The 12,320-nt window shown below is 68.5% G+C and carries 10 protein-coding genes and 4 pseudogenes; 6 read left to right on the top strand and 8 right to left on the bottom strand.

Features of this window, described 5'->3' with window-relative positions; genetic code table 11:
* The first annotated feature begins 7 nt into the window (after nt 1-7).
* Nucleotides 8-706 (top strand): hypothetical protein, encoded by a 699-nt coding sequence (locus tag OG206_RS31955; protein ID WP_327122062.1) that lies wholly within the window; start codon nt 8-10, stop codon nt 704-706.
* Between the two features lie 282 nt (nt 707-988).
* Here the strand turns inward: OG206_RS31955 and OG206_RS31950 are convergent, their stop codons facing one another.
* The 3 genes and pseudogenes from OG206_RS31950 to OG206_RS31940 all read right to left on the bottom strand — a co-directional run bounded on the left by OG206_RS31950 (nt 989) and on the right by OG206_RS31940 (nt 2,597).
* On the bottom strand, nt 989-1,408 hold the full coding sequence (locus OG206_RS31950) for a DUF6924 domain-containing protein (RefSeq protein ID WP_327122061.1): 420 nt from the start codon (nt 1,406-1,408) through the stop codon (nt 989-991).
* Between the two features lie 111 nt (nt 1,409-1,519).
* Nucleotides 1,520-2,196, bottom strand: a pseudogene (locus OG206_RS31945) (ATP-binding protein); the annotation flags it as partial.
* 209 nt (nt 2,197-2,405) lie between these two features.
* The gene (locus tag OG206_RS31940; RefSeq protein ID WP_327122461.1) at nt 2,406-2,597 is read right to left on the bottom strand and encodes a type II toxin-antitoxin system RelE family toxin; all 192 of its coding nucleotides are present in this window, start codon (nt 2,595-2,597) and stop codon (nt 2,406-2,408) included.
* A 135-nt stretch (nt 2,598-2,732) separates the two neighbouring features.
* On the opposite strand from OG206_RS31940, the gene OG206_RS31935 reads away from it, so the two are divergent.
* Together OG206_RS31935 and OG206_RS31925 are read left to right on the top strand one after the other, a co-directional pair.
* The gene (locus OG206_RS31935) at nt 2,733-3,143 is read left to right on the top strand and encodes a hypothetical protein (protein ID WP_327122060.1); all 411 of its coding nucleotides are present in this window, start codon (nt 2,733-2,735) and stop codon (nt 3,141-3,143) included.
* Nucleotides 3,144-4,167: 1,024 nt separating this feature from the next.
* A complete protein-coding gene (locus OG206_RS31925; RefSeq protein ID WP_327122059.1) occupies nt 4,168-4,560 on the top strand; it encodes a hypothetical protein in 393 nt (130 codons plus the stop codon).
* Nucleotides 4,561-4,816: 256 nt separating this feature from the next.
* Here OG206_RS31925 and OG206_RS31920 read toward each other — a convergent pair whose 3' ends face one another.
* Together OG206_RS31920 and OG206_RS31915 are read right to left on the bottom strand one after the other, a co-directional pair.
* Complete coding sequence (locus OG206_RS31920; RefSeq protein ID WP_327122058.1) at nt 4,817-5,026, bottom strand: hypothetical protein; 210 nt, start codon at nt 5,024-5,026, stop codon at nt 4,817-4,819.
* A 183-nt stretch (nt 5,027-5,209) separates the two neighbouring features.
* Nucleotides 5,210-5,572 carry a hypothetical protein gene (locus OG206_RS31915; protein ID WP_327122057.1) on the bottom strand — a complete coding sequence of 121 codons (363 nt, stop codon included), beginning with the start codon at nt 5,570-5,572 and terminating at the stop codon, nt 5,210-5,212.
* A gap of 758 nt (nt 5,573-6,330) precedes the next feature.
* Between OG206_RS31915 and wrbA the strand changes: the two genes are divergently transcribed.
* Complete coding sequence (wrbA, locus tag OG206_RS31910) at nt 6,331-7,020, top strand: NAD(P)H:quinone oxidoreductase (protein ID WP_327122056.1); 690 nt, start codon at nt 6,331-6,333, stop codon at nt 7,018-7,020.
* Between the two features lie 802 nt (nt 7,021-7,822).
* Nucleotides 7,823-8,540: pseudogene (locus OG206_RS31905) on the top strand (hypothetical protein).
* A 447-nt stretch (nt 8,541-8,987) separates the two neighbouring features.
* On the opposite strand, the pseudogene OG206_RS31895 reads toward OG206_RS31905, so the two are convergent.
* Both OG206_RS31895 and OG206_RS31890 read right to left on the bottom strand, forming a co-directional pair.
* Nucleotides 8,988-9,233: pseudogene (locus tag OG206_RS31895) on the bottom strand (transposase); the annotation flags it as partial.
* A gap of 78 nt (nt 9,234-9,311) precedes the next feature.
* Nucleotides 9,312-9,890 (bottom strand): annotated as a pseudogene (locus OG206_RS31890) (IS3 family transposase); the annotation flags it as partial.
* 325 nt (nt 9,891-10,215) lie between these two features.
* Between OG206_RS31890 and OG206_RS31885 the strand changes: the two are divergent.
* Nucleotides 10,216-11,112 (top strand): LAETG motif-containing sortase-dependent surface protein, encoded by an 897-nt coding sequence (locus OG206_RS31885; RefSeq protein ID WP_327122055.1) that lies wholly within the window; start codon nt 10,216-10,218, stop codon nt 11,110-11,112.
* Nucleotides 11,113-11,797: 685 nt separating this feature from the next.
* On the opposite strand, the gene OG206_RS31880 is transcribed toward OG206_RS31885, so the two are convergent.
* Nucleotides 11,798-12,232 (bottom strand): Hsp20/alpha crystallin family protein, encoded by a 435-nt coding sequence (locus OG206_RS31880; RefSeq protein WP_327122054.1) that lies wholly within the window; start codon nt 12,230-12,232, stop codon nt 11,798-11,800.
* Nucleotides 12,233-12,320: the final 88 nt, after the last annotated feature.

Here is a 12,320-nt window from a genome sequence, read left to right as displayed (position 1 = left end):
CCAGCGCGTGCGCGAGAAACGTGACGACACCGGCGTCCTGCTCGGGTACGCGGTGGCGCTGCCCGGCGACCGCGCCGACCGGGGAACCCGCCCGGTCTGGTTCTTCGGAAGCAAGCTGGCCTACGACCTCTTCCTGCCCCGGATCCGCGAGCGTTTCGACCTTCCCGCGGGCCCGGTCGACTGGACGACGGCAGAGGCCCTGATCCGTGAAGCCGCCACCCTCCCGGGCGCCGCGGGACGTGCTCCGGGCGCGGGCGATGTCGCCGCCCTCGGCGACCTGTTGGCCGTCGCGGCCGCGTACTCCCCGGCCCTCGTCCGCGACCGCCTCACCGCCGCGGCCGCAGCGTTCCGAGCAGGCCGCCCGCACCCCGGAGCCCGCACCCTGGAAGGCCGCGCCCGCGCCGACTGGCGTGCCTCCGCCCGCGCCCTGCAGCAGGCGTCCCGCCGGTGGCACGAGGCGACCGAACACCCGCGCAGGCACGCGCGGCCGCCGACGCCACAGTTCTGCTGCGGGAAGCGGCCACCGCTGCCGGCGTCCCCACCCGCACCACACCCCGCACGACGGCCAGGACCACGGCCAGGACGGCGTCGAAGTCGGCGTCGAACCGGACGGCCGTGGCCCGGCGCCCGTCCCGTCCATTACCCGGATGCCCCCGCGTACTGGCCTACTGGCCCGGACCGGCCGGCCCCGCCCCCCACCCACTGATCCCGAAGGAGGACCTGTTCATGGCCACCCCCGCCGTCTCGCGGTTCTGGATCTACAGCCAGCCCGATCTCCGCGACCGGATCCAGCAACTGCGAAGCCTTCGGGCCGACGCGGACACCGTCCGGAACACCGTCACCCGGGCCAGCGACGACGACTCGCTGAGACAACGACTCGTGCTCGCGCACGACCGAATCAGCCGACTGCGCGAGGAGAACCAGCAACTCCGCGATGCCCTCGCACCGCCCACGGCCAGCTTCGGGCAGCCCGTCTCGGCAGCAGCGGTCAGTAGTCAGAACCTCGGTAGATCCATCCCGGATCATCCTCGTCGGCATAGTCGGCGACGTCCAAGTTCGCGATGGTCAGGTTCGCGGAGACCTCGGCGAAAGCAGTCGGCGCGACCCGGACCGTCTGATACGGCGGACTGAACAGGTCGACCATGAGCAGCGCGTGTTCGCCGCCACCCAGCGCGACGGCGTCTGCCACGAACACGTGACACACCTTCGCGTCGTCGTCAGCCGCGTCATCCGCGTCGATCAGCGACTGCACAGTCGCGCCGTCATAGGCCGGATCGCTGACATAGGTCGCTTCGCCCTGTTCGTCTTCCGCATCGATCGCCGCTTTCAACGTCTCCCATGCCGCGTCTTGGCTGAAATCAGTACGCAGGACAAGGCTCGAATCTTCGCGGGGCAGAGGCAGGCTCATGCCGGCATCCTCGCATCGGATGCCGACAACCCGCTCAAGAAGACCGTCAAAGAACAACCGTCCACGACACAAAGATGCAGGTCAACCGCTGAGAACGACCCTCGAAGGTGAGATAAGCGCGGAGAGGTGGGGGTCTGTGAAGGTCTTGGGCCGGCCGCCGAAGGACTCGTTCGAGGCGATGGCGACGCTGTTCTTCTCCTCACGTTCCGTCAGGACCTGGAAGAGAAGTTCGGCGCCGCGGCGGTCCAGTTCCATGTAGCCGAGTTCGTCGATGCATAGCAGGTCGACGCGGCCGTAGCGGGCGATGGTCTTGTTCAGCTGCTTCTCGTCGGCCGCTTCGACCGGCTCGTTCACCAGTTTCGTGGCGAGCGTGTAGCGGACGCGGTAGCCCTTCGTGGCCCGCTTCGGTGCCCAGGGGCGATGAGGATGTGGGACTTGCCGGTGCCGGAGTCGCCGATCAGGCAGAGCGGCTGGCTCTTCTTGATCCATTCGCTGCCGAGGGTGTGGATGGTGGCGGCGGCGATGTTGGAGTTCGCGTCGAAGTCGAAGGCTCGCAGAGACTTCTCCCGCAGGAATCCGGCCGCCTTGATCCGCCTCTCCGAACGGCGACGGGACCGGTCGTCGCACTCGGTCATCAGCAGCTCAGCCAGGAAACCTCGGTAGGTCTTCTCTCCCTTCATCGCCCGGTCGGCGATCTCGGAGAACTCGTTGCGAATCGACGGCAGCCGCAGAAAACGACAGGCGCTGTCGATGGCGGCGTCAGCAGCCTCCTCGGTCAAGCCTCGCACTGCCCCTCCGCGACCGGGGGTAGGAGGGTCACCATCCAGGGCCGGATCGTCGGTCCCGCCCACAAAGACCTGGACTTGGTGGAGTTTCTGCGCCGGGTCCGGTCTGCCCGACTCCGAGCAGTTGCTGAACGATCCGGCCTGGGTGCAGTGGCGCGGTGGTCGGGCTCACCGGTATGAAGCGGCGTAGCCCGCGCGCGGAGGGGTGCCGGTCAGCTGAGGCGGCCGACGTGGATGACGACGATGGTGACGCTTACGTCGGTGATCTCGTAGAGGACCCGGTGGCGGCCCACGTGCATGCGGCGCAGGTCCGGTAACCCGTATTCGGCGCTGCCGGGGAGGTCTGTGGCTGCGCATGAAGGCCGTGCCCCAACAGTCTGCGCGGTGTGCTCATGGCAGGTGATCGTACGGTCAACCCCGAGAAGCCCGGGCAGTGTTGTGGAAGGTAGGGCTCTGCTTCATGGACGCACCTCCTGGGGGATCGGATGCACGGCTGCTCGGCTGCGAAGTGCACACTCGGACCGCTATGGTGACCGGCCATGTCACCGATAGCACGTACCCTGCAGATCGTCCTGATGCTCTCCGGCTTTGCCCTACTCGCCTACGCCGCCCTATGGGACATGGACGACGCCACCGGGTGGCAGTGCCGGGCCACGAAAATGGGACAGGAACCGGTGCAGATCTGCGGCACCGAGGACGGCCTGCACACTCCGATCCTCCTCGGCATGGGCGGACTCGCTCTTGAGATCGCGGGCGTCTCCGTCGTGGTGGGCGCCCGCAAGGAGGTCTCGGCCGAGGCCGCGCCGTCAACCGTCCCGACCTCGTTCGCACCACCGCCCCTTGGTGCGGCGCCCTTCGGCTCAGCGCCCTTCGGATCGGGGCAGACACCCCCTGCGCCCAACCCGTGGCCTTCCCAGGCGCCCCCACAGGCTGGACCCGGACAGCACTGACGGAAGCCGGATAGCGCCGGCGTTGCCGACGCTGTCCCCGTCCGGGAAGAGACTTGGGCCGAAGCGCGATAGGTGTCGCCTTCGGCCTATGCTGACCTGCGGTTTCGACCCGGCAAAGCACGATGGTTGTCACCAGGGCAGCGCGCTGTCTGTCACCAGCAGCGCGCAAACAGGATTGGTGTCACCGGCTCCGGCGTCCGTCGGTTGCCTGAGCTGCGGGCAGACCGGCGGATAGCTTGTCATTTATCCAGTCGGCGGGGCTTGGTGCCCTTCTTGTGATAGGCGGGTCTGGTGTACGCCTCGCCTGTTGCGAGGACCCGTCCCACGTCATGACGGGTTGCCGAACGGCTGTTTCTTGAACCGAGTGGGCGGCCGGGGCCAGGTCGGGAGGGTTTGGGCGCACGCGCCGGCGTCGGGGTCTGACCGTGGTGGCTTCTGAACCCGGTTCAGGCGGGGGTCGTGGTCACCCGCGAAGTGTGCCGCCCGGCCTCGGCGGTCCGGGCCGGTTCACCGGCGGTAGCAGTGGCTTAACCGCTCTGTTCTGGTGAGCTGAAACAACCAGCCTGGCACTGCTGGCCAGGGCCAGAGCACTATCACCGCTGATAGCGGCCTGGCCCCAACCCGCAGCGCCGGACTAGGGATCATGACCGACCGTCGACCGCTCTCGCTGCCCGCCTTCTCCGAGCCCGCTTCCGTACCGCCCAGGCGGATGGGCGCCGGCTGATGCCGGTCGAGCAGGACGCCCAGTTCCGCCAGCCGCCCGGCGAGACCGAGCCCGACCCCGCCGCGGCCCGACGTCCGCCCGCCCCCGGCGGCCTCACCTTCTCAGACCAGGACCGCCATATCTGAGCGCTACCACCACGGGTTGCGCCACGTCCATGACCAGCTCACCACCTAGCCCCACCGCCCGGTGTGCCTCCACCTGGACAGTGGCCGTAGCGGGCCCGGCTCCCGCCTCGGATACCGTGTTCCTCAACGGGGTGCCATAACGGATGTGACGCCCCCCACCGGAGGTAGTCAGCGTATGAGTTCAAAGCGCAGCAAGAATCCAGCCCTGCCCGTACTTGACGACGCATTCCGACTCGCGTCGGTCAAGGACGCCGAAGAGTCCACCCGTGACTTGGCCGCGCGGCTGGCCACCACCGAGCTGCGCCGCGTTTCCCACCCGGGCCGGCTCACCTGGGAGCCCACCGATCAGGCCGAGCCCGTACCGGTCCCGCCGACTGTGGTCGACGGTGACGGGGACCTGTGGCTGCGGGACCGGGGCACCGGCACCTGGACCATGCCCGAGTTCAACCCGAAGGAGTTCCCGGCCCGCTGTGGCGAGGTTCTGACCTGGAACCAGCTTGCCTGCGAGTTCGGCCCGCTGACCGCACTGGCCGACGACCGCCGCATCGGCGGCGGCCGGCGTCGCTGACCGCGCAGCCTTCTGGGATGACCGCGCCCCTAAAGCGCCCGTTACGGGTAGTGGGGAGCTCCAGCTACCCGCCGAGCTCGACAATGGCGGCGAGCAGATGAGCGTGGTTGTGGCGTGCGACGGCCTCGAGCAGCGTGGTGCAGGCCTGGCGCCACCCGATGTCCTCGGTGCGGCCGGCGTCGGTGGACCAGACGGGTAGCGGTCGGCTTTCAGTTGCCGTGCTGAGCGCGCGGCCCAGCTCGCCGATCGACTGCTGTCAGTCGGCCAACTGCCCGTGCACGCCGCCCTGGCCGCTTTCGACGGCGACCGCCGGACCGGCGCCGAAGGCCCGCGCTTCTGCGGCGGACTCGGCAGAGACGTCTTCGTCCAGGTCCTCGAGGGCCTCACGCCGCGGAGCGGCCGCAGCGTCGAAAGCGGCCAGGGCGGCGTGCAGCTCGGCGTCGAGAGCGGCGGGCGAATACGGCAACGGGGTGCTGATGAGGCGTAGTGGGGCCTTGCGTCGGTGTCGACGCATTGCTCGTACACAGCCCAACGAGGCCGCGAGCTCCGTCATCGCCTCCTGGGTGCGCTCGTCGAGGTCCAGGATCCTCGTCCGCGAGCCGCTCGGGATCCTGGACCTCGAGGCGCCACACGGCCCCCTCGAAGTCGTTCAGTCCGTCACGCGCACCGGCCCCCCAGCGCGACAGTGCACCTCGTGCTGTACCCGGCCGACATCCCGCTCCCCTGCGTCCGCGGCGGGCAGCTGGTAGTCGGCGATCTGCTGCTCGGTCACCGCCAGGCGCTCGAAGACGACCTCCGTTCCCGGGGCGTCCACGGCAGCGAACGCGGTGACATCCTCGGCCAGAGCGGAAAACAGGTGGACCCCGCTCGGGTCCGAGTCGAAGACGACGAAAACCCTTACCGCGCGGTTGCCGTCAGCAGCCGCGCGCAGCACAGCTCCCCGTTTCGCCGGCAGCCCGTTGAAGCCGCTGCCCGACCCGACCGGCGCACCGAACGGGTCAGCGACTGCCACCAGCTGTGGAACTTTCCCGGCTGTCTCACAGACGATCTCCAGGCGTACCGGCCGGCCTGCCCGCCGGTCCAGCCGGTAATCCAGCGCGGCCTGGCGCAGCCCAGCCCTGAAGTCCTCAGGTCCGTCGTAGGCGACGGGTTCGGCACGGATTTCGGTGTCGTCACGCAGCGTTTACCACGGATGCGGCCCGAGTGGCGGGCCATCTCGTGGAGCTCCACCGTCTGTTTGCAGGTGCGCTCTTCCTTGACCAGCACACCGTCGGAGATCAGCGAGTACCCGACCTGCCGGATCGTGAGCGGCAGCTGAGCCGCGTACCACTCCAGGATTCCGGTCCACGGCCGCCAGCAGTTCGCACGTGCGGGCCCGGGGCTTCCACTGCGGCTGATTTCCGGGAGGCCGCCGGTCCGGCTTGACAGCGCCTCCCGATTGGCTAGGACGCCAAGGCGTCCCTTTCCAGGATCCCGCCACAGGCCGTGCCGCGGCAACGCCTCCGGGCCAGTGCCGCGCCCTGGCAGGTGCCCCCGCGGTGGTGCGCAGCCACCGCGACCGTGTGCACCACCCGGGCCGCAGGGGGATGAGCGGCAGCCCCGGTCGGCATGCTCGGGCAGCGACCGGGTGTGCTTCGCCACACTCCCCACTGCCCCTTTGACAGATGCCGACTGATCGTCTACTTTTTTATAGACGACCGGTCGTCTTAATCTGAGGCATCGGCCACCCCCTGCGCCTCACCTACCAACAGCGAACGGAAATCGCCAATCATGACCACCCCCGTGAAGCTCGCAATCGTCTACTACTCCTCCACCGGCACCATCACGGAGATTGCCAAGGAACTGCACGACGCCGGCGTCAAGGCCGGTGCCGAGGTCCGCCTGGTCAAGGCGGGCGAACTGGCCCCCCAGGACGCCATCGACTCCAACCCCGCCTGGGCCGCCAACCACGCCGCCACCGCAAATGTTCCCGAGGCCACCCCCGCGGACATCGAATGGGCGGACGCAGTCATTTTCGGCACCCCCACCCGCTTCGGCAACGTCTCGTCCCAGCTCAAGCAGTTCATCGACACCCTCGGCGGACTCTGGGCCGAGGGCCGCCTCACCGACAAGGTCTACAGCGGCTTCGTCTCCTCCGCCACGGCTCACGCCGGCCAGGAGTCGACCCTGCTCGCCCTGTACAACTCCGTCCACCACTTCGGTGGCATCGTCGTCACCCCGGGCTTCACGGATCCGGCCAAGTTCGTCGACGGCAACCCCTACGGCACCTCCCATGTGGACGGCCAGGGAACCAACCCCGTCAACGACACCACCCGCACGGCTGCCCGCATCCAGGCCGAGCGCGTCGTCGCGATGGCCGCGAAACTCAAGGCGTCGGCCGAGGCCGCGTCCCGTGCCGAGGAAGATGCCCACGTCGAGGAGGAGCGCCCGCGGCGCTGGTGGCAGCTCCGGCGCAAGTGACGAAGCGCTGTCCTCCCGGACTCTCCACAGCGAGCAGGCTGCGGGGATCTGGGGACGACCTCCCCGGGGATCAGCCGACGGCAACACGGTCCAGGACCGCGTAGTCGCACGGACCGCAAAGCCCCCGGACCAGAGGGAAGGCGACCACCGACGGCCGTGCCACCCGGGCACGGCCCGAAGATGCTCCGAGATCTGTAACGGCGGGATCCGGGCGGATCTGGCATTCCGTCCTGCCGCCGAGGCGCGACGTACGACCCCAATCTCCGGCGCTGGTGTTCTGCGACCCATGCGGGACACCGGACACCTCTCACCCACCGGTGGACGTGCGGTCAGCATCGCCGCGCTCTGGATTGAGAACATCCCCGTTCTGGAACCCGGCGGGCGAGCCACAGTTCGCCTCTTGCCCCTCACCCCCACCCACTGGACGCCCGGCCAGCAGATCACCATGCACGAGGACCGAACCGCGGCGGCACCACGGTCATCCTGGAAGTTCCTCGTCCTGCCACCGCTAGGCCCTCGGAATGACGTGACTTGCTCGCTCACAGGCTCCCGGCTGGTGCACGTATCTCCGTACTTAATGACCTTGTTCTTTATCTTCCGGCCTCGAACGGTGTCTCGAACTGGGTCGCCCACCTGGGGATTCGCCGGACGTGGTAGCGGCCGTCGCCTGATCATGTGCTCTGGCCAAGGATGAGCTTGCTCCGGGGCAGCGCGGGGACCTGGTCGCCGCTGAGGCGCGGGGCTGCTATGCCCTCGGCGAATCGGGGCTGCCCGGTCCTGGGGATCATGTTTCAGTGAGTCGATGAAGATCTTGGTTTTGGGTGGAACGGCATGGGTCGGCCGCGAGTTGTCGCGGCAGGCAGTTGAACGCGGGCACCGGGTGACGTGTCTGGCCCGCGGTGAGAGTGGAGGCGTCGCGGCCGGCGCGGGGTCGCCTGCGAGGAGGCTGCGGCGGCCGTGCTGGGGGATCGGCTCCTCAAAGCACGGCCGGGCATCATCGGAGGGCCCGGTGACCACAGCGGCCGCTCCGACTACTGGGTCGCCCGCTCGGCCCGCGAGCCGCGCTCCCCGCTGCTGGTGCCGGCCTCTTCGGGACCGGCGACACAGGTGATCGACGCACGGGACCTCGCAGCGTGGCTGCACGACTGCGCGGAGCGAGGGACGACCGGGACATACAAGGTCGGGCCGGCCGTGTCCCTCGGGAAGTGGATCACGCTGTCGCGGGAGATCGGCGGGCACACCGGAGCGGTAGTGAGGTCGGACGACGACTGGCTGCTGGGGCAGAAGGTGCTCCAGGCCATGGGCCCGGAGTCCCTCGCCTTGTGGGTGGCTGATGCGGGCTTCGCCGTTTCGGCGCCCGCAGCGGCGCCGCAGCGACGGTGGCCGGCCTGCGCCATCGCACGCGGGCAGACCTGCTGGAGGACACCCTGCGCTGGGAACGCGAACAGGGCCTGAACCGGCCCCGCCGGGCCGGCCTGAGCGCGGACCGCGAGCAACAACTCCTGCAGGCACTCACGTAGCTCCACGCCGAGGACATTCGCCTGTCGGCGAGGGTGACCAGCCGTCAAGCTGCCACCCCGCCCGCTGTTCCAAGGCAGACGGCACGCGCCGCGCCTCGCACGTGCCGGATACGGGAGAACAAGAGCGGGCTAGAGATTCTTGGCCTGGTCTCTATCTACCGGTCTCGACGAGACCCCATGGCGAGGTCTCGTCGCCCGCCTGGCGGAGATGGTGCAGGAGGTGAGGGCCTGGGCCGCTCGCGCGGCGGGTTCACCACCAAGCTCCACCTGAGCGCGGACGACCGCTGCCGCCCTCTGACCCTGATCGTCACACCAGGCCAGCGGGCGGACTGCACCCAGATCCAACCGGTGCTGGAGAAGATCCGTGTCCCGAAACCCGGCATGCTTCGCCGAACCCCTGCTGACCTGCAGGCTTCGGCGAATGTCCTGCTCATGTACTGCTCGCACTCAACTGATCGTCGCAACACCAGCTTCCTGGAGGGATAGTAGGTGCTCGTTTAGGGCTTCGGCGGGCGTCTTCCATCCGTAGGTCTTGCGGGGTCTGTTGTTAAGGGTGGCGACGACAGCTTGGAGCTCGTCGGCGCTCCAACGCGACAGATCGGTGCCCTTGAGGAAGTACTGCCGCACCAGACCGTTCGCGTTCGTGCCTCGTTGCCAGGGGCTGTGGGGATCAGCGAAGTAGACCTGAAGCCCTGCGTCGAGGCGGAGTTGGACGTGCTGGGTCAGCACTGTGGTGGTGCGGTGCCGGCGGCGCAACCCGACACCTTCGGTCCCGGTCGCCTGCATGGTCCTGGCGGCACGCTCGTGGTTGACCGCCTCACCGTTCGTCTCGCGGAGCTCGTCGGTGATTCTTGGGGCTCCGTAGGTGCCGTCCGATTCCTGGTGCACCGCCCTTGTCCGGGCGGCCAGCCGTGCGTCGGCCGCCTGCCGGGCGGCCCGGTCCGTGACTGTCAGGCGCCAGTCGTAGAAGCTCGAGCAGCTGACACCGAGGACGCTGCAGAGCCGCTTCACGCCGTAGCGGCGCTGTTGGCCAGCGACGCACCGGAAGTGTTTCACCAGCGCATCGCCCCGGCGAAACACTTGGCGGCCTTCCTCGGGCTCTCGCGTTCCTCCTCGAGCTCCCGGACCTTCCTCCGCAAAGCCGCGTTCTCGGCCTCCAGCGGGGTCGGCGGCTGGGCCGCTTCCTGCGTCAGGGTCCCTTTGGACGGCTTGCTCCGGCAGCCCGGCCCAATTATGCAGGGTCTCTGGATTGATCCCCGGATCGGCGGCGAGCGACCTGATCGCCGCATCGGGCCGCGATTCGTACAGCGCGACCGCGTCTGCCTTGAACTCCGGCGGGTAGTTCTTCATGACCACGAGATGTCCGTTCTCAGATCCCCAGGATCCAGTGTCTCGTGTGTCTACTCCGGCAGCTGACGTGCCAACATGTTTTCGCGGGCAGCTTGGACAGGAGACACAAGATCGAGTAAAAGTGGTCTCGAGTTGCTCACTACGGCAGGCCTGGCAACCACTCAGAAACGTCACCTGCCGACTCAACAGCTGTTAAGACCCGGTTCCGTTGCCGGAGTCCGGCACTTCGCCCGTGCGGCTACGTGCGCCAGGCACGCCGAGGGCGTCGAAACAAGATGGGGATCTATTCATGTTTGCAGCACGTCATGGGGTCCTGCGGGCCCTCATGACCACCACCACGGCCGTGCTGGCCGTGACCGCGATAGGCGCGACCACGGCACACGCTGACGGCCACCGGACCCGCGGGTCCGACCACACCAGGTATCAGTCCACCCCGACCGCGGGCAAAAATGACGCCGCCTTCTGCCAGTTCTCGCCCGACGGCGACACCTGGATGTCGGCGGCCGAGTACAGGACCAACGCGCTGAGGACCGGCACCGACGGGACGGTACAGATCGGTGTGCGTGGGATCCGGAGGGATCACCCGTGCACGGTCTCACTCGCCTCCTACGGAGCCCACGGGGCGACCTGGCAGACGTCCGGCAAGCAGGCGTTCCAGGACTTCGACACCGTCACTGTCGGCCGCCACGAGCACGCCACGCTCGACATCACTGTGCCCGCCCCTGAATGCTTCGCTCAGGTCGACCTTTACGTGGGTAACACCAAACACGACGGCAAGAGCGGCGACCTTCCCGAAGGACCCAACCACCCGGTATTCGGCGACAACCTTATCGCCGCCTGGCACGGGGGAACGCGCACCTGCGAGGCCGCGCCCACCAAGCCCCCGGCGACGGCTCCGGCGACGACACCCCCGGCTACGGCTCCGGCGACCACACCGCCCGCCACAGCACCCGCAACCACACCGCCGGCCACGGCCACTGCCCCGGCGACCACGCCGCCGGCCACGACCACGGCTCCGGCGACCACGCCGCCAGCCACTACCCCGGCGTCCTCCACGGCAGCGGCCGCACCAAGCACATCGGACAGTGGAAACGGCTCGCTCGCCCACACCGGCAGCAGCAACGCCGTCCCTGTGGCGGCCGGCACAGCAGCAGTCCTTCTTGCCCTGGGAGGCGGCCTGTTCGTTACCGCACGCCGCCGCAAGGTCGCCCGCGAGCACTGATGACGACCGCCCGGCCCAAGGCGAAACACCTTTGGACTGTTGGCTGAACCGGTGCAGGTTCGCCCCGCTGCGCAGTCGCGCAGCGGGGCGAAGCGCTGTGGGCCCGAAGGGTTGCGGGGCTCATGGTCTGCGACAGCTCGGAAACCGCTACCGGCCCACCTTCAGGACGAAGAGGAAAGGCACACACGCCGGCGGGCACCACGCCGGCAACGGCAGACGCGGCTCCGCTCCGTGGACCCGGAGATCCACGACTCGTGGACCTCCGGGGCATCCGCGAGAACACACTTCGGTCCGGACAGGCGCTGCAGGTGGCGGAGGTCGACGCTGGCGACCCCCAGGACGCCGAACTTGTCGCAGTCGCCGATCGTGTCCGGCAGGTGCGGTGCCTCGAACGCCTCCCCGTTGAGCCACTAGGCCTCGTTGACGAGGAAGGTACGGGGGTGAGGACTCCCCGGGAAGCTTCAGTCCCGGCGACACCCCCAAGGGGTATTCACTGGGTGACTGGATGCCTTTCCCCGTCCCGCGGAGTGCCCAGGAAGGCGGTCCGCGGGTCGGGGCAAGAGCGTACAGCGCAGAGCGCGCGCCGTGGGGTGCGGCCGGCGTGGCGGCCGCACCGTCACGCGCACAGAAAAGTGCTGGGCCGGGCGCCCGAAGGCCACGTTCAGGCGCGGTGAGCAGATCCGGTTCAGGTAGAGATCTGCCGGTGGGTGGCGTCCGCGCGGATGGCGATCTTGCGGGGCTTGGCGCGCTCGGCGATCGGGATGCGCAGGGTGAGGACACCTGCGTCGTAGTCGGCGTGGATGCGTTCGGTATCCAGGGAGTCGGCCAGGACAATCTGCCGGGAGAAGACACCCAGGGGCCGCTCGGAGAGTTCCACCTTCACGGTGTCGGCCTTCGCGACCGGGCGGCGTTCCGCCTTCACGGTCAGCATGTTCCGCTCGACGTCGACGTCGATCGCGTCGGCGCTCACGCCGGGGAGATCGAAGGCGATCACGTAGTCGTCGCCCTCGCGGTAGGCGTCCATCGGCATCACCGACGGCTTTGACCAGGTCCCGTAGGTACCGGACATCTGCTGGACGATCCGGTCCATCTCGCGGAACGGGTCAGTGCGCATCAACATCGCGAAACACCTCCAGTTGGTTCAGGCAGAAACTGCCAATGCGCTTCAACGTGCATCCGTTGTAGCATGTCATCGAAGTGATGACAAG

It is taken from the genome of Streptomyces sp. NBC_01341, from assembly GCF_035946055.1.
Lineage (GTDB): Bacteria > Actinomycetota > Actinomycetes > Streptomycetales > Streptomycetaceae > Streptomyces.
The sequence above is the reverse complement of the archived record's forward strand: the minus strand, read 5'-3'. Positions and strand labels throughout refer to the sequence as shown.